Below are 21,032 nucleotides of genomic sequence, written 5' to 3'. Positions count from 1 at the left end.
CGTGCCCCGCGCGGCCGCGGTTCAGATGGTGTCCACCGACGATGTGGAGGCCAACCTCCGGCGGAGCCGCGCCCTGTTGGAGGACGCTCGGGAGGCGGGGGCGGCCCTGGCCGTCCTGCCCGAGAACTTCCCCCTGATGGCCAAAGATGAACGGGCCAAGCTGGACCACGCCGAACCGGAGGCCGGCGGCCCCCTCACTGCCTTCCTGCGTGAGGAGGCGGCGCGGCTGGGCCTCTGGCTGGTGGGCGGGACGGTTCCCTACGCCGCCGGTTCCGACCGGGTGCGGGCGGCCTGCCTGCTGGTGGACGACCGGGGGGAGGTCCGGGCCCGCTACGACAAAATCCACCTGTTCGATGTCCAACTGGAGAGCGGCGAAAGGTACCGGGAATCGGCCACCATCGTGCCGGGAGACCGTCCCGTGGTGGCAGAAACTCCCTGCGGGCCGGTGGGCCTGGCCGTGTGCTACGATCTCCGCTTTCCCGAGCTGTTCCGTGCCCTGGTGGACGCCGGGGCCGAATGGCTCGCCGTCCCCGCGGCCTTCACCCGCACCACCGGGGCCGCCCACTGGGAGGTTCTGGTGCGGGCGCGGGCCATCGAGGCGCAGGTGACGGTGGTGGCCGCCGACCAGGGTGGTGTGCATCCCGGCGCACGGGAAACCTACGGCCACAGCATGGTGGTGGATCCCTGGGGGGCGGTGCTGGATCGGGTGGAGACCGGCGAAGGCCTCGCCCTGGCCCCCGTGGATCGGGACCACATCGCCCGGGTCCGCCGTCAGCTTCCCGCCCTCGCCCATCGCCGCCTCGGCTGAAGACTCCGTGAATCGCCGCGGGATCCCGGGAGCGGCAGCCCCGCTCTTGCCGTGGCCTCCCAGCGGCAGAAGCGCCCTGAACCTTTCCAGCCTCCCCGCGCGAGGTATCCGCATATGACCGACCAGTGGCAGGTGGCCGAGGAGCTGCTCCTTAGGCCCGCCGACATGGACATGAGCCAGATCCAGTCCGCCCTGGGCCAGATGATGGCCCGGCAGGTGGACTACGCCGACCTGTACTTCGAATACACCCGCCGCGAGGGCTTCAGCCTGGAGGATGGCCGCATCCAGGGGGGCTCCTACGGCATCGACTCCGGGGTGGGGGTGCGCGCGGTGAGCGGTGAGAAGACCGGCTTCGCCTACTCCGACGAGATCGTGCCCGGCGCCCTGCTGGAGTCCGCCAAGGCGGCGCGCGCCATCGCCTCCTCCGGGGGCGAGGGGGGCGCCCCCGCCCTGAGCCGCGGTCAGGGGTCGGCCCCACTGTACACGGCCGTCGACCCCCTGGCCTCCCTCTCCGACGAGGCCAAGGTGAAGATGCTGGAGACCGTGGACGCCGAGGCTCGGGGGGCGGATCCCCGGGTACGGGAGGTGATGGCCAGCCTGTCCGGTGAGTTCAAGACGGTGCTCATCGCCCGCGCCGACGGCCGGCTGGCCACCGATGTGCGTCCCCTGGTCCGGCTCAACGTGCAGGTGCTCGTGGAGCAGGACGGCCGGCGCGAGCAGGGCATGACCGGCGGCGGGGCGCGCACCGGCTACGGCTGGTTCGACGACGCCACCGTGCGCGGCTACGCCCGCGAGGCGGTGCGCCAGGCCCTGGTGAACCTGGAGGCGGTGGAGGCCCCCGCCGGGGCCATGGACGTGGTGCTCGGCCCCGGCTGGCCGGGCATCCTGCTGCACGAGGCCATCGGCCACGGTCTGGAGGGCGACTTCAACCGCAAGGGCACCTCGGCCTTCAGCGGCCGCATTGGCGAACAGGTGGCCTCGGAGCAGTGCACGGTGGTGGACGACGGCACCCTGGCCGACCGGCGCGGCTCGCTCACCGTGGACGACGAGGGGGAGCCCACCCAGCGGACGGTGCTCATCGAGAACGGCATCCTCAAGGGCTACATGCAGGACGCCACCAACGCCCGTCTCATGGGGATGGCGCCCACCGGCAACGGGCGGCGCGAGTCCTACGCCCACCGGCCCATGCCGCGCATGACCAACACCTACATGGAGAACGGCAGCTACGACCCGGCCGAGATCATCGCCTCGGTGGACAAGGGGGTATACGCCACCCAGTTCTCGGGCGGGCAGGTGGACATCACCTCCGGCAAGTTCGTGTTCTCCGCCTCCGAGGCCTACCTCATCGAGAACGGCGAGATCACCCGGCCGGTGAAGGGCGCCACCCTCATCGGCAATGGCCCGGACGTGCTCACCCGGGTGGCCATGGTGGGCAACGACAAGGAGCTCGACACCGGCATCGGCACCTGCGGCAAGGAGGGCCAGTCGGTGCCCGTGGGGGTGGGCCAGCCCACCCTGAAGATCCATGACCTGACCGTGGGAGGCACCCAATGACCGCCGGCATCGATCACGAGGCCCTCGCCGAGCGCATCCTGGAGCGGGCCCGCAGCCACGGGGCCGACCAGGCGGAGGTGGGTGTCCAGACCGCCTCCGGCCTGTCCGCCGAGGTGCGCCTGGGTGAGGTGGACGCCCTGGAGTACCACCGCGACAAGGGCTGCTCGGTGACCGTGTACCTGAACGGAGCCCGCGGCAGTGCCTCCACCTCCGACTTCTCCGACGAGGCGGTGGACAGCACGGTGGCCAAGGCCTGCACGCTGGCCCGCCGGACCTCCCCCGACCCCGCCAACGGCCTGGCGGATCCGGACAAGCTCGCCACCGAGATCCCCGATCTGGACCTCGACCACCCGGCGGAGATGGAGCCCGAGGAGGCCATCGAGCGGGCCCGCGCCTGCGAGGCGGCGGCCCGGGCGGTGGACGGCCGCATCAGCAACTCCGAGGGCGGCGAGTTCTCCTGGAGCCGGGGCACGGTGGTCTACGCCAACAGCCACGGCTTCCTCGGGGGCTACTCCGGCACCCGCTTCGGCGTCTCCGCGGCCGTGGTGGCCGAGGAGGGCGGCTCCATGCAGCGGGACTTCTGGTACGCCACCGCCCGTGACCTCGCGGAGCTGGAGGACGGCGAGGCGGTGGGCCGCCGCGCCGGCGAGCGCACCGCCCGCCGCCTGGGGGCCCGGCGCATCAGCACCGCCCGGGTGCCGGTGCTGTTCGAGGCGCCGGTGGCCTCCAGCCTCCTTGGCCACCTGGTGGGGGCGGTGCGGGGCTCCAACCTCTATCGGCGCAGCTCCTTCCTGGTGGACGCCGCCGGTGAGCAGGTCTTCACTCCCGGCATCACCATCCGCGAGGAGCCCCACCGGCCCAAGGGCCTGGGCTCCGCCCCCTTCGACGGCGAGGGGGTGGGCACCCGGCAGCGCGATCTGGTGGCCGACGGCGTGCTCACCGGCTACTGCCTCGATTCCTACTCCGCCCGCAAGCTCGGCATGGAGACCACCGGCCACGCCGGCGGCGTGCACAACCTCTACCTGCTGCCCGGCGAGCACGATCCGCAGGCGCTCCTGCGGGAGATGGGCACTGGCCTGCTGGTGACCGAGCTCATCGGCATGGGCGTCAACAACGTCACCGGCGACTACTCCCGGGGGGCGGCGGGCTTCTGGGTGGAGGACGGCGAGATCGCCTACCCCGTGGAGGAGATCACCATCGCCGGCAACCTCAAGGACATGTTCAAGGACATCGCCGGGGTGGGCAACGACCTCGAGCTGCGGGGCAACGTCAGCGCGCCCTCCGTGCTCATCGGCGGGATGACCGTGGCCGGCCAGTAAAGGATCGAACCGCCAAGTACGCCAAGTACGCCAAGAGCGCCAAGGAACGGCGGGAAAAAACGCCAAAAAGCCAAGAAGAAGCTAAATACTACTTGGCTATCCGGTTGGCTCAGGAAGACGGCAATTGTGGGAGCGGCTATCAGCCGCGACCTGCCTGAGGGGCTCCATTTGTCGCGGCCAATGGCGCTCCCACAGAAGCCCGGGTCGGATTTCCACTAGCTTCCTGAGCCGGTGTCTGTTTCTTCGATCTTAGTTGGCTTCCTTGGCGGTTCATAATTCTTTTTTTCGGTTTTCTTGGTGCCTTGGCTTCCTTGGCGTTTTCTTGAACTTTTCGAGGAGTGGATTTTGGACGAAGCACAGCTGCCGCAGTTGCTGGAGGACGTGAAGGAGGCGGTGCGCGCCGCCGGCCGCGAGGTGATGCAGTACCAGGGCGGGGCCAACGAGCAGTGGGAAAAGGGGGTGGACGACCCCGTCACCAAGGCGGACCTGGCCTCCGACAAGCTCCTCCGCGAGCGGCTGCTGGGCCTCTGCCCGGAATGCGGCTGGCAGTCCGAGGAGACCGTGGACGACCAGTCCCGGCTGGACAAGGAATGGGTCTGGGTGGTGGACCCCCTGGACGGCACCAAGGAGTTCCTGGAGCAGGTGCCCGAATTCTCCATCGCAGCGGCCCTGGTGCACCACGGCAAGCCCAAGCTCGGCGTGGTGTTCAACCCCGCCACCATGGAGATGATCGCCGGCGCCGAAGGGGCCGGGGTGAGCTACATGGGCGGTCCGGCGCAGGTGAGCGAGGAGCGCTTCCGCGCGGCTGCCTCTGTGGCTGTGAGCCGCAGCGAGTACAAGCGCGGCGAGTTCGACGAGGTGGCGGCCACCATGCACCTGCGGCCCATCGGCTCGGTGGCCTACAAGCTCGCCCTGGTGGCCGCCGGCCAGGTGGATGTCTTCTACACCCTGACCCCCCGCTGCGAGTGGGACATCTGCGCCGGGGTCTACCTGGTGCAGGCGGCCGGCGGGCTGGCCACGGAGAAGGACGGCGCCGAGGTGGTCTTCAACAAGCCCGAGGGCAAGACCCGCAGCCTGGTGGCGGCCAACCCGGCCCTGCACGCCGACCTGCTGGAGGCCCTCAAGGACACGCCGCTGGCCCCCGACCTGCGCGCCTGAGCGAAGCGAACCGCATAGGACGCCTAGCGCGCCAAGGTGCAGCGGGAGAAAACGCCAAGGCACCAAGAAGCCAAGGTGACCCGAGGAAACCGGTTCATTACGGAAATCGGTTGATTCTGTTTTTCCGCGGTTTCTCTCTTGGCGTCCTTGGCGACTAGATTTTTTCCGTTTTTTCTAATTGCCTTGGCTTCTTGGCGTTTTCGGCTCCGTCCGTCGTCTTTTCCACCAGCCGCGGGAAGAAGCCCATGGAGGCCCATTGGCCGCCCCTGATCCGCACCCTGCTGGATCCCGCCCGCTATCCCCACCCCGTGGAGCGGGTGGAGGTGGTGGAGACGCACATCTCCTATGTCCTGCTTACCGGCGATTACGCCTATAAGATCAAGAAGCCCCTCGACCTGGGCTTCCTGGACTTCTCCACCCTCGACAAGCGCCTTCATGCCTGTAGGGAGGAGCTGCGCCTCAACCGGCGTACGGCCCCGGACCTGTACCTGGAAGTGGTCGCCCTTACCGGGAGCCCTGAGAAGCCGGAGCTCGGCGGCGCCGGGGAGCCCTTCGAGTACGCGGTGCGCATGGTGCAGTTCGACCCCGCCCTGCGGGCCGACCGCTGCCTGGAGCGGGGGGAGCTGGGGCCCGCGGAGATGGCGGATCTGGGCAAACGGGTGGCCGACCTCCATGAGGGGGCCCGCCAGCCGGGGCCCGACCAGGGGTACGGCACCCGGGAAGCGGTGGCGCGGGACCAGCGGGAGAACCTGGACCAGATGCGCGCGGAGCTCGGGGGGCTGGGCCTGGGGGAGCAGCGCTTCGAGGGCGTGGCCGCCTGGGTGGAGGGGTTCCTGGAAACCCACGGGGACCTGTTCGCGGAGCGCCGCCGCAGCGGGCGGGTCCGGGAGGGGCACGGCGACCTCCACCTGGCCAACCTGGCCCGCCTGGACGGGGTCCTCACACCCTTCGACGCCATCGAGTTCGACCCCGCCCTGCGCTTCACGGACGTCATGGCGGACGTGGCCTTCACCTGGATGGACCTGCGGTTCCGGGAGCGGCGGGACCTGGCGGTGCCCTTCCTGAACGCCTACCTGGAGACGGGGGGCGATTATCCGGGTCTGCGCCTCCTGCCCTTCTACACCGTCTACCGCGCGCTGGTGCGCGCCAAGGTGGCCGCCCTTCAGGCCCGGGAAACGGAGGACGGGGAGCGGCGGGCGGCCCTGCGGGAGGTGGCCCTGCGCTATTTCGCCCTCGCCGAGCTCACCGCCGGGGAGGACGCCGCCCTGCTCATCGTCGCCCGCGGTGTGACGGGGGTGGGCAAGAGCCTGGTCTCGGTCCCCCTCCTGGCCCGCCTGGGCGGGGTGCGGATCCGCTCGGACGTGGAGCGCAAGCGCCTGGCGGGCCTGGAGCCCGAGGCGGCCAGCGGCTCGGCGGTGGGCGGCGGCATCTACGCCGAGGAGCTGACGGAGCGGACCTATGGGCGCCTGCTGGAGCTCGCCCGCCCCTCGCTGGCGGCCGGCTTTCCGGTCTACCTGGACGCCACCTACCTCGCCGCCGAGCGGCGGCAGGCGGCGCGCGCCCTGGCCGCCGAGCTGGAGGCGCCCTTCGTCATCCTGGACCTGCACGCCCCGGAAAGGGTCATTCGGGGCTGGCTGCGCGAGCGCGCCGGGCAGCAGGGGGTGGTCTCGGAGGGCAACGAGGCGGTCCTGGAGCATCAGTTGGCCCGCCAGGACCCCTTGGACGCCGAGGAGCGGGCGCACGCGGTGCCGGTGGATACCAGCCAGGAGCTGGACTTCGACGCCTTGGCCGCGGAGGTGCGGCGGCGGGCGGCCCTTCCCCCCGGCGGGGCCTAGCGGGCCCGAAGGCCGGCGCGCGGGGTTAGAAGAGGTCGTCCATCATTTCGGAGGATCCGGAGTCCCGGGCTTCCCTGCCCCCGCGTTCACGCTCCCTCTCCTCCTCCTGCCGGGATTCCTCCTGCCGGGATTCGTCGTCGGAAGCCACGGAGGAGGGCCGGGGCGTTGTCTCGGTGGGCGCATTGCCCTCCCGGAAGTACTCGAAGAGGGTCTCCTCGCTCCAGGGGGCGGCCAACTTGCCGGTTTCCGCGTCGATGCGGACGTTCACCACCCCTTCAGGCTGCTCGAATTCCGGCACCTCGCGGCCCTTCAGGGCCTGACGCATGAAGTCCACCCAGATGGGGGCCGCCGCGCGGGAGCCCGTCTCATGACCGCCCAGAGTCTCGGGCTGGTCGTAGCCCACGTATACCCCGCCCACCAGATTGCTGGAGAAACCGAGGAACCACGCATCCCGCTGGTCGTTGCTGGTTCCGGTCTTGCCGGCGAGGGGCAGCCCCAGGCGCTTGGCGCGCCAGCCCGTGCCCCGCTCCACCACGCCGCGCAGCATGCTAACCATCTGGTAGTTTACCTGCGGAGACAGGACCCGCTCAGGCTGGATGGAGGAATGGAAGCGCATCTCCGGATTTTCAACCTGGACCTCGGGGTCTAGCTCCTCCGTGCTGCCGGCGCGGTGGCATTGGGTGCATCCCGAGCGGGCGATGTTCCGAGTGACCGGCTGGCCGTGGCGGTCCTCGATCCGTTCGATGAGGATGGGGTCCACCTGCAGTCCGCCGTTGGCGAATACCGCGTAGCCCCGCACAACGTCCAGTGGCGCGACCGAGGCCGACCCAAGGGAGAGGGACAGGTTCCGCGGCAGGGCATCCCGGTCGAAGCCGAACTGGGAGGCGAAATCCAGGGCGTAATCTGTCCCGAGGTTGCGCATCAGCCGGATGGTCACCAGGTTGCGGGAATGCTCCAGGCCCTGACGCAGGCGCGTGGGGCCGTAGAACTTCTGTGAGAAGTTCTCCGGCCGCCACCGGGTCTCCAGGGCCTCGTCCTCGAAGACGATGGGCGCGTCGTTGATGAGAGTGGCCGGGGTCATGCCCTTGGAAAGGCCGGCGGCATACAGGAAGGGTTTGAAGGAGGAGCCCGGCTGCCGGCGGGCCTGGGTCGCCCGGTTGTACTGGGAGCGCCATTCATCAAAGCCGCCGATCATGGCCCGGATCTGCCCGGAAGGGGGATCCATGGCCACGAACGCCCCCTGTACCTGGGGGACCTGGCTCAGCAACCACGGTCCGTCGGGGCGCTTCTCCACGCGAATCACATCGCCGGGGGAGAGGACGTCTGACGCTGTCTCCGGCTCCGGCCCGACCTCGTTGGGCGCCTTATAGGGTCGTGCCCAGCGCATGCCGTCCCAGGGGATTGTGATCTCGCGGCCATCCGCCAAAAGGATGCGAGCGCTGCGGGGATCCTCTTTCCTGTCGCCTTGCCCTTCCTCCCCTTCCCCGAGATACAGGACCACCCCGGCGCGGAGGGGGCCGATGGGCCGGAATTCGGTCAGGCGCTCAAGCAGCGTCTCGCGGAGCCCCAGGCCGCCGCTGCCGGGAGCGAACGTTAAGGGAGCCTCCCCGTCCCCATCATTGTTGGGGGAATCGGGGAGCGCGGTCTCCCGGACCAGTTCCTCGAGGTCCCAGTGGTCTTCGGGGCCCCGGTAGCCGTGGCGGTAGGTGTAGTCCAAGAGGCCTTTCTGCACGGCTTTGCGTGCCTGTTCCTGCATGTCCGGGTCCACCGTGGTGAATACCCGGAGGCCTTCCGTGTAGGCTCGATCCTCCCCGAAGCGATCCACCATCCGCCGGCGCACCTCCTCGGCCACCTGGGGCATGGGATTGCTAACCGGATTGTGTCGCCGGGCGTGGATGGGGGTGGCCAGGGCCTCTTCCACGGCCTCGGGGCTGGCCTTGCCGGTATCCCGCAGGCGCCTTAGCACGTAGTCCCGACGCTTGCGGGCCCGCTCCGGGTTGTTGATCGGGTTGAAGGCGGAAGGGGCCTTGGGCAGGCCGCTGATCATGGCCCGTTCGGCCAGGGACAGCTCGTGGACGGACTTCCCGTAGTAGTTCTGGGCGGCGGCCTCCACCCCGTAGGCCCCGTTGCCCAGGTAGATCTGGTTCAGGTAGAGGTGCAGGATCTCAGCCTTGGTAAGGCGCTCCTCGATGCGGAAGGCGAGCAGCATCTCCTTGAGCTTCCGCATGATCTTGCGATCGCGAGTCAGCAGAAAGGTCCGGGCCACCTGCTGTGTGATGGTGGAGGCCCCCTGCACCGGGGCCCCCGCCTTGATGTCCGCGATCAGGGCGCGAATGATCCCCGGTACATCGATGCCGGGATGGTCGAAGAAGCTGGAATCCTCCGCCGCAAGGAATGCGTCCTTGAGCTGCTCGGGAATGGCCTCGGGGGGGAGAGGCAGGCGACGCTGGTTGCCGAATTCGCCTATGAGCTGGCCGTCCCGGGCGAAGACCCGCATGGGCGTCTGGGGCTCGTAGTTGGTCAGCTTGGTGATGGGCGGGAGCTGGGAGCTCAGCCAGAGATACCCCCCAAACCCGCTTACCGCCACGATGAGGAGGAAAACCCCTGAAGCGATCAGGATGCGTCTGACGAAAGTGGGCATTATGCGCCTGCGGTTTGATTGTTAATACAAAATAAGTTTGGCTTAGACGCCCATGAGCGGTCCGGGTTCCGGGGTGTGGGTTGTTTCCCTTAAGGGTCTTCCCTGATATAAAGGGCAGGTCCGAATAATACCAAAACGTATTCTCCGGGAAAGCGGCCCGCCCATGGCCAAGCTGTACAACAAACCCCTGTTCGGGCTCGACCTCTCCACCACCGGCGTCAAGGCCGTGGACCTGGAGCGGCGGGGCAGTACCTACCGCCTTCGGGGTTTTGCCGTCGAGCCCCTGCCCTCCGGGGCCATCAGCGACCACGCGGTGGTGGACCCCGAAGCGGTGTCCGCAGCCATCGCCCGGGCACGCAAGGGGGTCAAGGCACGCACCAAGTTCGTTGCGGCCAGCGTAGCGGGTGCGGCCGTTATCACCAAGAAGATTTCCATCCCGGCCGGGCTGGAGGAGTCCGAGCAACAGTCCCAGGTGGAGCTGGAGGCCGACTATCACCTGCCGGCGGGCATCGAATCCATGTACCTGGACTTCCAGGTTCTCGGTCCGGATCCCGACGATGAGGCCAACCAGCTCGAGGTGCTGCTGGTGGCCTGCAAGCGGGACGTGGTGGACGGCCATCTGGAGGCCATCGAGAAGGCGGGCCTGAAGGCCTCCGTCGTCGATGTGGACCCCTTCGCCGTGGAGAACGCCTTCGAGCTGGGCGCCACCGAGGACTACCTGGAGCAGACCGTAGCACTGCTCAACATCGGGGCCCAGGTAACCAACATCAACGTGCTCCAACGCGGCCAGTCCATCTTCACGCGCGACCATTACTTCGGCGGCCAGCAGCTCGTGGAGTCCATCGCCGAGTCCTACGGCTGGCAGGAAAATCAGGCCGAGCAGCGGTTGGCCAGGGGGGACCTGCCCGAGGACTACCCCCAGCGAGTACTGGACCCCTTCCTCCAGAACCTGGCCATGGAGATCGGCCGTAGCCTGGACTTCTACGCCTCCAACCAGCCCGACTATCCGGTGGACCGGGTGGTGGTATCCGGGGGGTGCGCCCTCCTGCCCGGGGTAGCAGAGAGCCTGGAGGGGCAGCTCGACGTCGGGGTGACCGTCGCCAACCCCTTCGCGGACATGAAGGTGGGGGGCGGGCTCAAGCGCAACGGGCTGGAGCAAGTGGCGCCCCGATTGATGGTGGCAACCGGCCTCGCCCTGCGGAGCTTTGACCCGTGATCCGCATCAACCTTCTCCCCCATCGCGAACAGCGCCGCAAGCTCCAGCTGATGCGGGACGGCCTGGGCGCCGGGATCTTCCTGCTGATCGTTCTGGGCCTCCTGGCGGCCGCCTACCTCCACCTGCAGAAGGTGGAGAAGCGGCATCAGGCCCGGGTGGAGTACATGGAGGCGGCTCTGGCCGATATCCGAAACAAGCTGGATGAGGTGGACCAGCTGAAGGAGAAGCGCAAGGACCTGATGAACAAGCTGGAGCAGATCCGCAAGCTCCAGCATGGCCGGGACCTGTCCGTGAGGATTTTCGAGAATCTGGGCGGGGCCGTTCCCGAGGATGTGTCGCTGGACTCCGTAAGCCAGACGGACGAAGGGCTGCAGCTGGAAGGGGCCGCCCGCACCAACAACGATGTTTCCAGCTTCATGCGACGCCTGGAGGCCTCCGCTCTCTTCACCGAGCCCGACCTGGAGGTGATCACCGGCGGAAATCAGGACCAGGGCTCCGTCAAGAGCTTCAAGATGGGCGTGAAGCTGGTGGATCCGGAAGATGGCGAATCGGACGGGGACGAGGGCTAAGGGGGGCACATGGACGTCCAGGACCTGAATCTCGATACCGCCTTGAACGCCCCCGATTGGGTCAAGGCGGTGGTCCTTCTGGTGCTGACCGCTCTTATCGGTGGCGCCTTCTGGTGGTTCGTGTACCTCCCCCACCAGAAGGAAGTGGCGAAGATGGAGAAGCGGGTGGAGAACCTCACTGCCCAGTACCAGAAAAAGAAGCGCCAGGTGGCCAACCTCCCCGTCCTGCGCGAGCAGTACGAAAAGCTGGAGGAACGGATGGAGGGCGCCCTCGAGCAGCTCCCCGACCGTACCGAGGTGGCCGACCTGCTGGACGCCGTGAACGATGTGGGCGTTGCGGAGGGGCTGGACTTCAAGCTGTTCCGCCCCGCGGAAGAGGTTCCGAAGGAATCCTACGCCGCCCTTCCGGTGGAGCTGGAGGTGCGCGGCTCCTTCAACGCCATGGGACGCTTCCTGGCGGCCACCGCCTCCCTGCCCCGGATCGTGAACGTCGAGGACCTGCAACTGAGCGGGGCCAAAGACGGGGAGCTCACCCTGAAGGGTCAGGCCCGGACCTACCGGTTCCTGGGTGAGGATGAGCAGGACGAGGAAAAGAATTGAGCGCGCGCATCGCCCGAGCGGCTGTACTGGGGACGGCCGTCCTGCTGGTGGGCTGTGGCGGCCAGGAAGATCCGGTCGAGGACCTGCGACAGATGGTGGAGAAGCCCCCGCCGTCCCCGGACGAAGAGGAGGTGGCCAAGCCTCTGCCGGATCCGGTGGAGCCCACCGACGTGGCCTTCCAGGAGCCCGATCGTTCCCCCTTCGAAACGCTCCGCCAGGAGCGGGAGGCGCAGGAACAGGAACAGGAACAGGAGAGCCAGGGGCCCCAGCCGGATACTGACCGGCAGCGGGAGCCGCTGGAGGACTTCGACTTGGGCAACCTGCGCGTGGTGGGAGCCATGAAGGTTCCCGGCGAGGGCTGGCAGGCCTATGTGCGCGACCCGGAGGGAATCGTCCATACGGTTACGGTGGGTGACTACATGGGCAAGCAGTACGGAGAGGTGCGAGAGATAGGCCCGGAGAGCCTGACCCTCCGGGAGCTCGTGTCACGCGGTAAGGGCCGCTGGGAACCGCGCACGCGCACCGTGGAGATCGAGTCAAGAGGGGGATGACATAGTGGCTGGGCGGATTTCATGGCGGACCGCCGCGTTTCTGGTGCTCCTGGCGCAGGCCCTGGTCTCCACGGCTGTCGTGGCCGACGTGCGAGTGGGCAAGGTGGAGCTGTATGAGGAAGAGGAAGAAACCGGCCTGCTTCTCACCGGAGACGGTTCCCTTACCTACCGGCTCCTGTCACAGGAGGAGCCCCCCCGGGTACTCGTCCAGCTCCCGGACGCCGCCATCGAGGAATCGGCCCTTCCCGAAACCACCTCCAAGGGGCTGGTGGAAGACCTGAAGGTCCACACCTCCGAGGGCCAGCCTCCGCGTCTGGAGCTCCAGCTGAGCCGGGTGGCGGAGGCCTCGGCCACCCGGGAGGGCTCGGCCCTTGCCGTGACCCTGTCCCCCACCAAGAAGGCCGAGGCGTCCTCCGAGGAGGAGGGCGGGGAGCCGCAGCCGGTTCCGGAGCCCGAGCCCCTGCGGCCCCAGAAGGAATCCGAGGAGGACGAGGGACCGCTTACGCTCCAGGACTTCGAGCTCGAGGAGGACGAGCGAGGGGCCGCCCTGATCCTGAAGACCAGCCGGGAACCTCGGGAGTTCCAATCCTTCCTGTTGGACGATCCACAGCGGCTGGTGGTGGACATGCAGGACGCCAAGCTGGACGTGGGGGAGAAGCGCCAGGCGCAGGACCATCCCCTAATCGAGCGGATCCGCTTCGGCGAGGGCGGTGACCACGCCCGGACTGTCCTGGACCTGAAAGGCCAGGTGACCCACAACCTGGAGCCCACCCCGGAAGGGCTGCGAGTGTCCCTGCGGCCGCCGAGCACAAACAAGGACGGCCGGGAGGTGAAGGATGTGGACTTCACCGTCGGCCCTGAGTCGAATGTGGGCCAGGTGGAGCTGTCGCTGGATAGCACCGGGGCCGAAGCCCAGGTCCAGCGGGAGGAAGGCCGGGTGGTAATGGATCTGCCCAAGACCCAACTGCCCGAGGACCTGGAAAAGCGCCTGCAGGTCACCGATTTTGGGACGGTGGTGGAGAGCGTCGATCTCTACCAGCGGGAGGACGACGTCCGGGTAGTTGCCTCCGGCAAGGGTCCCCTGGAGCCCACTACCTACCAGCTGGACGACAAGCTGGTACTGAACGTCGGCAAGCGCGAATCCCAGGAGGCCAAGAAGGGTCCCGAGGCCACCGGCGAGCCCTACGAGGGCGAGAAGCTGAGCCTCAACTTCCAGAACCTCGAGGTGCGCCAGGCGCTGAACATCCTGGCCGACTTCGCGGACCTCAACATTGTTGCCAGCGACAGCGTGGGCGGCCAGCTTACCCTGCGCCTCAACGACGTGCCCTGGGACCAAGCCCTGGATATCATCCTGAACAGCCAGGGCCTGGGCATGGAGCGCGAGGGCAATGTGATCCGCGTGGCCCCTCAGTCGGAGCTCCAGGAACAGGCCCAGCAGGAGCTGGAAGCCGACCAGAAGCGCCGCGACCTGGTTCCCCTCCAGACCGAGATCCTGCAGATCAACTACGCCAAGGCCGAGGAGGTGAAGACCCTCCTGGAAACCCAGGGCGAGGGCGAGGGCGGCATGCTCTCCGAACGCGGCAGCATCAGCGTGGACAGCCGCACCAACAGCCTTCTGGTGCGGGAGACCCCCGAGCAGCTGCGGGCCGTGCGGCAGATGGTGGAAAAGCTGGACCGGCCCACCCGCCAGGTAATGATCGAGGCCCGCATCGTCAAGGTGAACACCTCCTTCGAGCGGCAGCTGGGCGTGCGCTGGGGCGGCTTCCACACCGACACCACCGGCGTCGAGTTCCCCAACCAGATGGATTTCTCCGGCAGTCTGAGCGGAGCCCAGAACGCCGAGCCGGACCTGGCGGTGGATTTGCCCGCATCCGGTGTGAGTGGGGGATCCGCCGGCAGCCTGGGGATGCGGTTGGGGCATATTGCCAACAACACCACCCTCGATCTGGAGCTGTCGGCCATCGAGGCGGAGGGCAACGGCAAGATCATCTCCAGTCCCCGGGTGGTGACCTCCAATCAGCAGGAGGCCACCATCAAGCAAGGCACGGAGATCCCCTACCAGGAGGCCACATCCTCCGGGGCCACCAACGTCAGCTTCCAGGAGGCGGTGCTGAGCCTCGGGGTCACGCCCCAGATCACGCCCGACGGCAGCCTCATCATGGACGTCGAAGCCAGCAACGACAGCGTGGCGGAGAACACTGCCGCCGGTCCGGCTATCGACACCGAGGAGGTGGAGACCAAGGTGCTGGTGGACGACGGCGAGACCCTTGTGATCGGAGGCATCTACGCCAAGGCGGAGCGGGATGACGAGACCGGGGTGCCCTTCCTGCGGTCGATCCCCCTCATCGGGGCCCTGTTCCGCACCCAAACCACTACCACCCAGAAGGACGAGCTGCTTATTTTCCTGACGCCCCGCGTCGTCGAGGACGAGGCCACGGGCGGCCGCCAGGAACAGCTGGAGCAGGACTGAGCAGGATCGTTTCCAAGTAACCGATTGAAAAAGGGGGGGAACTATGAGATTACGGGGACCACCAGGAACATTTAAAGGGGATCACCATGCGCTTACGGGGAGGCGCCAAGCCCGCTATGGCCGGGGCGGTTGTTAGCGTTCTTATGGGGGCAGGGCTTACGGGCTGCGGGGATGCAGAGGAGACTTCCGGGGATCCTGCGTACATTGTAATGAGCTCCGGAACCAGCGTGGTGAAGGAAGGGTCGGAGGAGAACCTCCGGTACAAGGATCCCTGAAGGATCCCTGGACGGTGCTGGTTACCTCCACGGACGGGCAGCCTGTGGAGGGGGCGGTGATCAATCTGCGCGTGGTCACCACAAGCTATACGAAGGGGATAAGAGAGTGGGACACAGACAAAGGTTTTTGGGCTATTGAGCCAACCGCCGGCCCCTGTGCCAACGAGGACCAGAACCTCAATGGGAAGCTGGATCCCGGGGAGGACGAAAACAAAAACGGAGACCTCGATCCTCGCAATGTGGCCACTTTCTCCGGAAATGTGGAGACGACGGAGGAGAGCAACGATTCGGTGACGGTCGGCCGAATTACCACCGATGAGCGGGGTTATGCGGACTTCTACGTGGTGTACGGCACCGAATTCGGCCACTGGGCCAGCGTGAGCCTGACGGCGGAGACGCAGACCACCGGCACCGAGGGATCGCAGAGCCGGAGCTTTGGGCTTCCGGTGGCGCAGGAAGACGTGGATACCAAGGACGAAACACCGGTTGGAGCTACAAGTCCCTTCGGGGATGGGGCCAGTTGCTGAACCTTTCCCATGGGTGAGTCCGGAAGAGGCAAGGCAATCCTGGTGGGCCCCATGGGCTCGGGCAAGTCCACCGTGGGTCGAGCCCTGGCGCAACGGCTGGGCGCCGAGCTGGTGGACCTGGACGCCGTCATCGTGGAGCGGGCCGGGCGCGCCATCCCGGAGATCTTCGCCGCCGAGGGCGAGGCGGGCTTCCGCGACCGGGAGCAGGCGGCGCTGGAGGAGGTGGCCGCCCGCCCCGGGCCTTTGGTGGTGGCCACCGGCGGCGGCGTGGTGCTGCGGGAGGCCAACCGTCGGACCATGGCGGCGAACGGCACCGTGGTCTACCTGCGCGCCGACGTGGAGACCCTGCTGGAGCGAACCGCCGGGGACGCCAACCGGCCCCTGCTGCAGGTGAACGACCCCCGGGCCAAGCTGGAGGCCCTGCAGGCCGAGCGCGAGCCCCTCTACCGCCAGGCCCACCTGATTGTGGACACCCCCGGCCGCACCGCCCAGGAGGTGGCCGAGGAGATCCTCGCCCGCCTGGATTCCGCCGATCCGGGCGCGGTAGACTAGGCCTCAAACCGGGACATTTCCGGAGGCCGGCCCCTTGGTCGGCCACGGTCCTCCCGACGGGACCGGCCCCGCGGTTCCGGCCACGACGAACCCCCACCCAATCCCTGGTGCCCATGAAGACCCTCACCGTCGACCTCGGCGAGCGCAGCTACCCCATCCACATCGGCCCCGCCCTCCTCGGCGCGGGAGAGCTGATCGCGGCCGCCCTGCCGGCCCCACGAACGGTGATCGTCACCAACGAGACGGTGGGGCCCCTGTACGCGCAGCGGCTGGCCGAGGGGCTGGAGGCCGCCGGGATCGAGGTGGTTACCCGGACGGACCTGCCCGACGGGGAGCGGCACAAGACCCTGGCGACCCTGGAGACCGTGTACGACCGGCTCCTGGAGGGCCGGGCCGACCGGCAGACCGCCATCACCGCCCTGGGCGGCGGCGTGGTGGGCGATTTGGCCGGCTTCGCCGCCGCCACCTACCAGCGCGGGGTACCATTCGTGCAGGTCCCCACCACCCTGCTGGCCCAGGTGGACGCCGCGGTCGGCGGCAAGACGGCGGTGAACCACCCCCGGGGCAAGAACATGATCGGAGCCTTCTATCAGCCCAGGGTGGTGGTGGCCGACACGGACACTTTAAACACCCTGCCGGACCGTGAGCTGCGCGCCGGGTTTGCCGAGGTGGTCAAATACGGCCTGATCCGTGATCCCGCCTTCTTCGCCTATCTGGAGGAGGCGGCCCCCGCCATCCTGGAGCGGGAGCCCGAGGCCCTGACGGAGGCCGTCTACCGCTCCTGCCGCAACAAGGCGGAGGTGGTGGCCGGCGACGAGCGGGAGGCCGGCCAACGGGCCCTGCTCAACCTGGGCCACACCTTCGCCCACGCCATCGAGACGGGGACGGGCTACACCGACTGGCTGCACGGCGAGGCGGTGGCGGCGGGCATGGTAATGGCCGCCGAGACCTCCCGGCGCCTGGGCTTCTTGTCCGGGGAGGCCGTGGACCGCACCCGCGCCCTGCTGGAGCGCTCCGGCCTGCCGGTGACCGGCCCCACCGGACTGGCCACCGACCGCTACCTGGAGATCATGGGGGTAGACAAGAAGGCGGCCGCCGGCAAGGTGCGCTATGTCCTCCTGGAGGACATCGGACGGGCCTTCGTCACGGGGGAGGTCCCCGAGGCCACCGTGCGCGAGGCCATCGAGGCCTGCCGCTGACCATCCGTTCCCGCCTGCCGTGCCTTGACCGCCATCAACGCCCCCCGGCAGAGCAGTGGTAGCCTGGGATTGCGGGCGGTGGAGGAGCGTTGACACCCACCCCCGCTGACCGTAGGTTGAATCGCAAATGATCCAGGAATTCTTTCAAGGCGTCGGCAATGGACTCCTGCTGCTGATCGGCATCGCCCTGACGGCGCTGTTCATCCTCTGGGTGACCCTGCCGTTTCTGGTGCTGCAGCTGGTGCGCTCCAACCGCGCCTTGACCGAGGAGGTTCGCCGCCTGCGCCTCCTGCAGGAAAAAGACGGAGAGGAGGCGGAAGACGGCCCCCAGAGCCACCAATAAGGAGGGTCTAATGGCGACCGAGGTGGACCACCTGGACGAAGAGCTGGCCCGGCAGAACGGGCACTTCCAGAACCTGCTGGAACGCCACCGTAGCCTCGACGATCGGATCGACGAGCTCGAGGATGGGCGCGGGCACGTGGACGACCTGGAGCTGAGCCGCCTCAAGCGCGAACGGTTGTACGTGAAGCAGCAGCTGGAGTTCATGCGAAGTAGGCTGCGGGCACAGGCCCAGTAAAGGCACGAATCCGGAGGAAAAAGGGCGCGTAAAGCGCCCTTTTTTTGTACACTCGGATCCTCGCGGGAGCCTCCCGAGCGATCCGATCACCATGTTTTCGGCAGGGGTGAGCCATGCTGGCGCGCGACGTGATGAGCACCGATTTCTTCATCCTGACTCCGGACGCCCTCGTCCACCAGGCGCTGGAACCGGTATGGGAAAACCGCCGCCGGGAGCTTCCGGTGGTGGAGGAGGGGCGATTTATCGGGGTCCTTACCATGCGCGAGCTGATCCATCGGGCGCTGCCCTCCTACATCCGGAACGACCGCCATTTCGCCAACCTTACCTACGCCCCGGATCTCCACCAGGTGAGCGATCGTCTTCAGGAGATGGGCCAGCGGCCAGTGCGCGAGGTGATGAGCCGGGAGGTGCGAAAGGTGAGCCCCGACACGGCCCTGCTCGCGGTGGCTACGGCCCTCATCCGCGATGAGGACAAGGAGGCGCGCAACGTCTGGGTGGTGGACGACGGCCACAAGCTGGTAGGCCAGATCTCCGAGTGGGAGGTGCTGCGCCACATCTTCGGGAGGCTGGACTTCAGCGGCTAGGGGCCACTGCCCGGCAGGGCGCCCACCAGGAACCACAGAGCTAGGGAATCACCGGCAATGCAAACCAGCCACGGGGGAAGTAACGACGCAACTTCCCAGGTCCTTTTCGGCCTGGATCCGTTCTGGATGGCCACCGCCGTCTTCGTGCTCAGCTACGTGGTCATCATGACCGAGCGCATCAACCGGGCGGTGGTGGCCCTCATCGGCGCGGGACTGTTGATCGTCCTTGGCATCCTGCCGCAGAGCACGGCGGTGGCCGGCATCGACTTCAACACCATCGGCCTGCTCACGGGCATGATGGTGATCGTGGCCATCAGCCGGCAGAGCGGGGTGTTCCAGTACCTCGCCATCAAGTCGGCGAAGTGGGCCCGGGGACGCCCTTGGGGCATCCTGGTGATGCTCTCCATCGTCACGGCGGTCCTGTCGGCCCTGCTCGACAACGTAACCACCGTGCTGCTGATCGTGCCCGTGGCCCTGCTGATCTGCGACGAGCTGGAGATCAACCCCTACCCCATCCTGCTGGCCCTGATCATGGCCTCCAACGTGGGCGGCACCGCCACCCTCATCGGCGATCCGCCCAACATCATGATCGGCACCCAGACCGACCTGACCTTCAACGACTTCCTGTTTAATTTGGCTCCCATCGTGCCACTGATCTTCGTGGCCACCCTGGTTCCCCTGTACCTGATCTACGGGCGCTACATGGGCGCCAGCGAGGAGGGCATGCAGCGGGTCATGGCCTTCCGCGAGCGGGACGCCATCACCGACCCCGGCCTGCTCAAGCGCTCCCTGTTCGTGGTGGGGCTGGTGGTGCTCGGCTTCATCATGCACCACAGCCTGGGCCTGCAGCCCGCCACGGTGGCCATGTTCGGCGCCGCCCTCCTGCTGCTGCTGTACACCGTGGACCTGAGCCCCGACGAGGCCAGCGAGCGGGTGCACAACATCTTCGCCGAGGTGGAATGGGTCACCATCTTCTTCTTCGTGGGCCTGTTCATGCTGGTGGCCGGCATCGAGCACGTGGGCCTGCTGGAGATGCTGGCGGACGAGGTGATGGCCGCCACCGGCGGCGATTTCCAGGCCACCAGCTTCGCCATCATGTGGGTCTCGGCGGTAGCCTCGGCCATCGTCGACAACATCCCCTTCGTGGCCACCCTGATCCCCATGATCAAGTCCATGCTGCCCGCCTTCCAGGAGGCCGGGCTGGAGGGGGCCTCGGTGAACGCCATCTGGTGGTCCCTGGCCCTGGGGGCCTGTTTGGGCGGCAACGGCTCCCTGATCGGGGCCTCGGCGAACCTCATCACCGCGGGCTTCGCGGAGCGGGCGGGCCACCCCATCCGCTTCTTGCCCTTCCTGGCCATCGCCTTCCCCATGATGCTCCTGCAGGTGGCGATCGCCAGCGTCTACGTCTGGTACCGTTACTTCTAGATCTCGGCGCCGGCCGCGGGCCGGTGCCCCTTTCCCGTCCAGGATGCAGCGAATGACGCGCCCCGAGAACGACACCTTCCTGCGCGCCTGCCGGCGCGAGCCCACCCCCTACACCCCGGTCTGGCTCATGCGCCAAGCGGGCCGCTACCTGCCCGAGTACCGACGGGTGCGCGAGCAGGCCGGGGACTTCATGAGCCTGTGCCGCAGCCCGGAGCTGGCCACCGAGGTGACCCTGCAGCCCGTGGACCGGCTGGGGGTGGACGCCGCCATCCTGTTCTCGGACATCCTCACCATCCCCGCCGCCATGGACAGGGGCCTGCGCTTCGCCCCCGGCGAAGGGCCGGTGATCGACCACCCCGTTCGCTCCGCGGCCGATGTGGATGCCCTGCCCATTCCCGACCCCGGCGGGGAGCTACGCTACGTCCCGGATGCGGTGGCCGCCATCCGCAAGGCCCTGAACAACCGCGTGCCGCTCATCGGCTTCGCCGGCTCGCCGTGGACCCTGGCCACCTACATGGTGGAGGGCGGCTCCTCCAAGACCTACGGCACCATCAAGCGGCTCGCCTACGACGAGCCCGCGGTGCTGCACCGCCTGCTCGACAAGCTGGCGGTGGCGGTCACCGACTACCTGAACGCCCAGATCGAGGCCGGCGCCCAGGCGGTGCAGATCTTCGACACCTGGGGCGGCGTGCTCACCCCGCCCGCCTACCGGGAGTTCAGCCTTACCTACATGCAGCGCATCGTGAACGGCTTGCGGGCGGTCAACGACGGCGAGCGGGTGCCCGTGATCCTCTTCACCAAGGGAGGCGGGCCCTGGCTGGAGGACCTGGCCGCCACCGGGGCCGACGTCCTGGGCCTGGACTGGCAGACCGACCCCGCCGACGCCCGCCGCCGGGTGGGGGCCCGGGTGGCCCTGCAGGGCAACCTGGACCCCACGGTGCTCTACGCCCGCCCGGAGCGCATCGAGCGCGAGGTGTCGCGCACCCTGGACGCCTTCGGCCCGGAGCCGGGCCACGTCTTCAACCTGGGCCACGGCGTGAACCCCGACGTGCCGCCGGAGCACGCCGAGGCCTTCGTGGCGGCGGTCCACGAGCTCAGCCGGCGCGACTAGGCGGGCCGCGCGGACGAACCGACGGGGAACGCCCGGCCGCCGCCCGGGTCCATACAGGCG

General features: G+C 68.0%; 19 protein-coding genes. 18 read left to right on the top strand and 1 reads right to left on the bottom strand.

The window, feature by feature from the left end; translation table 11 throughout:
* Position 1 precedes the first annotated feature (1 nt).
* The 5 genes from ACLFRB_RS01265 (at position 2) to ACLFRB_RS01245 (ending at position 6,674) form a co-directional block, all read left to right on the top strand.
* On the top strand, positions 2–808 hold the full coding sequence (locus tag ACLFRB_RS01265; RefSeq protein WP_411067189.1) for a carbon-nitrogen hydrolase family protein: 807 nt from the start codon (positions 2–4) through the stop codon (positions 806–808).
* Positions 809–922: 114 nt separating this feature from the next.
* Positions 923–2,362 carry a metalloprotease TldD gene (gene tldD, locus ACLFRB_RS01260; protein ID WP_411067180.1) on the top strand — a complete coding sequence of 480 codons (1,440 nt, stop codon included), beginning with the start codon at positions 923–925 and terminating at the stop codon, positions 2,360–2,362.
* Positions 2,359–3,681, top strand: coding sequence for a metalloprotease PmbA (gene pmbA, locus ACLFRB_RS01255; RefSeq protein WP_411067179.1), 1,323 nt, complete (start codon positions 2,359–2,361; stop codon positions 3,679–3,681). The genes tldD and pmbA overlap by 4 nt, the downstream gene beginning before the upstream one ends.
* A 345-nt stretch (positions 3,682–4,026) precedes the next feature.
* Positions 4,027–4,839, top strand: a complete 813-nt coding sequence (locus tag ACLFRB_RS01250; protein WP_411067178.1) for a 3'(2'),5'-bisphosphate nucleotidase CysQ — start codon at positions 4,027–4,029, stop codon at positions 4,837–4,839.
* A 245-nt stretch (positions 4,840–5,084) separates the two neighbouring features.
* Positions 5,085–6,674 carry an AAA family ATPase gene (locus ACLFRB_RS01245; RefSeq protein WP_411067177.1) on the top strand — a complete coding sequence of 530 codons (1,590 nt, stop codon included), beginning with the start codon at positions 5,085–5,087 and terminating at the stop codon, positions 6,672–6,674.
* Positions 6,675–6,699: 25 nt separating this feature from the next.
* Here the strand turns inward: ACLFRB_RS01245 and ACLFRB_RS01240 are convergent, their stop codons facing one another.
* Complete coding sequence (locus tag ACLFRB_RS01240; RefSeq protein WP_411067176.1) at positions 6,700–9,315, bottom strand: penicillin-binding protein 1A; 2,616 nt, start codon at positions 9,313–9,315, stop codon at positions 6,700–6,702.
* Positions 9,316–9,478: 163 nt separating this feature from the next.
* Here ACLFRB_RS01240 and pilM point away from each other — a divergent pair, with 163 nt between their 5' ends.
* The 13 genes from pilM to hemE all read left to right on the top strand — a co-directional run bounded on the left by pilM (position 9,479) and on the right by hemE (position 20,972).
* Positions 9,479–10,531, top strand: coding sequence for a type IV pilus assembly protein PilM (pilM, locus tag ACLFRB_RS01235; protein WP_411067175.1), 1,053 nt, complete (start codon positions 9,479–9,481; stop codon positions 10,529–10,531).
* Positions 10,528–11,100, top strand: coding sequence for a PilN domain-containing protein (locus tag ACLFRB_RS01230; RefSeq protein ID WP_411067174.1), 573 nt, complete (start codon positions 10,528–10,530; stop codon positions 11,098–11,100). The genes pilM and ACLFRB_RS01230 overlap by 4 nt, the downstream gene beginning before the upstream one ends.
* Before the next feature lie 9 nt (positions 11,101–11,109).
* Positions 11,110–11,700 (top strand): type 4a pilus biogenesis protein PilO, encoded by a 591-nt coding sequence (locus ACLFRB_RS01225; protein ID WP_411067173.1) that lies wholly within the window; start codon positions 11,110–11,112, stop codon positions 11,698–11,700.
* Positions 11,697–12,251 (top strand): pilus assembly protein PilP, encoded by a 555-nt coding sequence (locus ACLFRB_RS01220; protein ID WP_411067172.1) that lies wholly within the window; start codon positions 11,697–11,699, stop codon positions 12,249–12,251. Before ACLFRB_RS01225 ends, ACLFRB_RS01220 begins: the two co-directional genes overlap by 4 nt.
* Before the next feature lie 4 nt (positions 12,252–12,255).
* Positions 12,256–14,721: a type IV pilus secretin PilQ gene (gene pilQ / locus ACLFRB_RS01215; protein WP_411067171.1), complete on the top strand. Its 2,466-nt coding sequence runs from the start codon at positions 12,256–12,258 to the stop codon at positions 14,719–14,721.
* A 331-nt stretch (positions 14,722–15,052) separates the two neighbouring features.
* A complete protein-coding gene (locus ACLFRB_RS01210; RefSeq protein ID WP_411067170.1) occupies positions 15,053–15,523 on the top strand; it encodes a hypothetical protein in 471 nt (156 codons plus the stop codon).
* Between the two features lie 9 nt (positions 15,524–15,532).
* Entirely contained in the window at positions 15,533–16,075 is a 543-nt protein-coding gene (locus tag ACLFRB_RS01205) for a shikimate kinase (protein WP_411067169.1), read from the top strand.
* A 113-nt stretch (positions 16,076–16,188) separates the two neighbouring features.
* On the top strand, positions 16,189–17,274 hold the full coding sequence (gene aroB, locus ACLFRB_RS01200; protein ID WP_411067168.1) for a 3-dehydroquinate synthase: 1,086 nt from the start codon (positions 16,189–16,191) through the stop codon (positions 17,272–17,274).
* A 127-nt stretch (positions 17,275–17,401) separates the two neighbouring features.
* A complete protein-coding gene (locus ACLFRB_RS01195) occupies positions 17,402–17,617 on the top strand; it encodes a hypothetical protein (protein WP_411067167.1) in 216 nt (71 codons plus the stop codon).
* 10 nt (positions 17,618–17,627) lie between these two features.
* Entirely contained in the window at positions 17,628–17,852 is a 225-nt protein-coding gene (locus tag ACLFRB_RS01190) for a YdcH family protein (protein WP_411067166.1), read from the top strand.
* A gap of 113 nt (positions 17,853–17,965) precedes the next feature.
* Complete coding sequence (locus tag ACLFRB_RS01185; protein WP_411067165.1) at positions 17,966–18,436, top strand: HPP family protein; 471 nt, start codon at positions 17,966–17,968, stop codon at positions 18,434–18,436.
* A gap of 57 nt (positions 18,437–18,493) precedes the next feature.
* Positions 18,494–19,861: an SLC13 family permease gene (locus ACLFRB_RS01180; RefSeq protein ID WP_411067164.1), complete on the top strand. Its 1,368-nt coding sequence runs from the start codon at positions 18,494–18,496 to the stop codon at positions 19,859–19,861.
* Between the two features lie 52 nt (positions 19,862–19,913).
* Positions 19,914–20,972, top strand: a complete 1,059-nt coding sequence (gene hemE, locus ACLFRB_RS01175; protein WP_411067163.1) for a uroporphyrinogen decarboxylase — start codon at positions 19,914–19,916, stop codon at positions 20,970–20,972.
* Positions 20,973–21,032 lie beyond the last annotated feature (60 nt).

The organism is Thiohalorhabdus sp., from assembly GCF_046545655.1.
Taxonomy (GTDB): Bacteria; Pseudomonadota; Gammaproteobacteria; order Thiohalorhabdales; family Thiohalorhabdaceae; genus Thiohalorhabdus.
The sequence above is the reverse complement of the archived record's forward strand: the minus strand, read 5'-3'. Positions and strand labels throughout refer to the sequence as shown.

Bases quoted from the DNA above. Each gene is read 5' to 3' on its own strand.
- pmbA (WP_411067179.1), top strand. From the start codon at position 2,359: ATGACCGCCGGCATCGATCACGAGGCCCTCGCCGAGCGCATCCTGGAG.
- hemE (WP_411067163.1), top strand. From the start codon at position 19,914: ATGACGCGCCCCGAGAACGACACCTTCCTGCGCGCCTGCCGGCGCGAG.
- tldD (WP_411067180.1), top strand. From the start codon at position 923: ATGACCGACCAGTGGCAGGTGGCCGAGGAGCTGCTCCTTAGGCCCGCC.
- pilM (WP_411067175.1), top strand. From the start codon at position 9,479: ATGGCCAAGCTGTACAACAAACCCCTGTTCGGGCTCGACCTCTCCACC.
- ACLFRB_RS01190 (WP_411067166.1), top strand. From the start codon at position 17,628: ATGGCGACCGAGGTGGACCACCTGGACGAAGAGCTGGCCCGGCAGAAC.
- ACLFRB_RS01195 (WP_411067167.1), top strand. From the start codon at position 17,402: ATGATCCAGGAATTCTTTCAAGGCGTCGGCAATGGACTCCTGCTGCTG.
- ACLFRB_RS01225 (WP_411067173.1), top strand. From the start codon at position 11,110: ATGGACGTCCAGGACCTGAATCTCGATACCGCCTTGAACGCCCCCGAT.
- ACLFRB_RS01185 (WP_411067165.1), top strand. From the start codon at position 17,966: ATGCTGGCGCGCGACGTGATGAGCACCGATTTCTTCATCCTGACTCCG.
- ACLFRB_RS01205 (WP_411067169.1), top strand. From the start codon at position 15,533: ATGGGTGAGTCCGGAAGAGGCAAGGCAATCCTGGTGGGCCCCATGGGC.
- ACLFRB_RS01180 (WP_411067164.1), top strand. From the start codon at position 18,494: ATGCAAACCAGCCACGGGGGAAGTAACGACGCAACTTCCCAGGTCCTT.
- aroB (WP_411067168.1), top strand. From the start codon at position 16,189: ATGAAGACCCTCACCGTCGACCTCGGCGAGCGCAGCTACCCCATCCAC.
- ACLFRB_RS01245 (WP_411067177.1), top strand. From the start codon at position 5,085: ATGGAGGCCCATTGGCCGCCCCTGATCCGCACCCTGCTGGATCCCGCC.
- ACLFRB_RS01240 (WP_411067176.1), bottom strand. From the start codon at position 9,315: ATGCCCACTTTCGTCAGACGCATCCTGATCGCTTCAGGGGTTTTCCTC.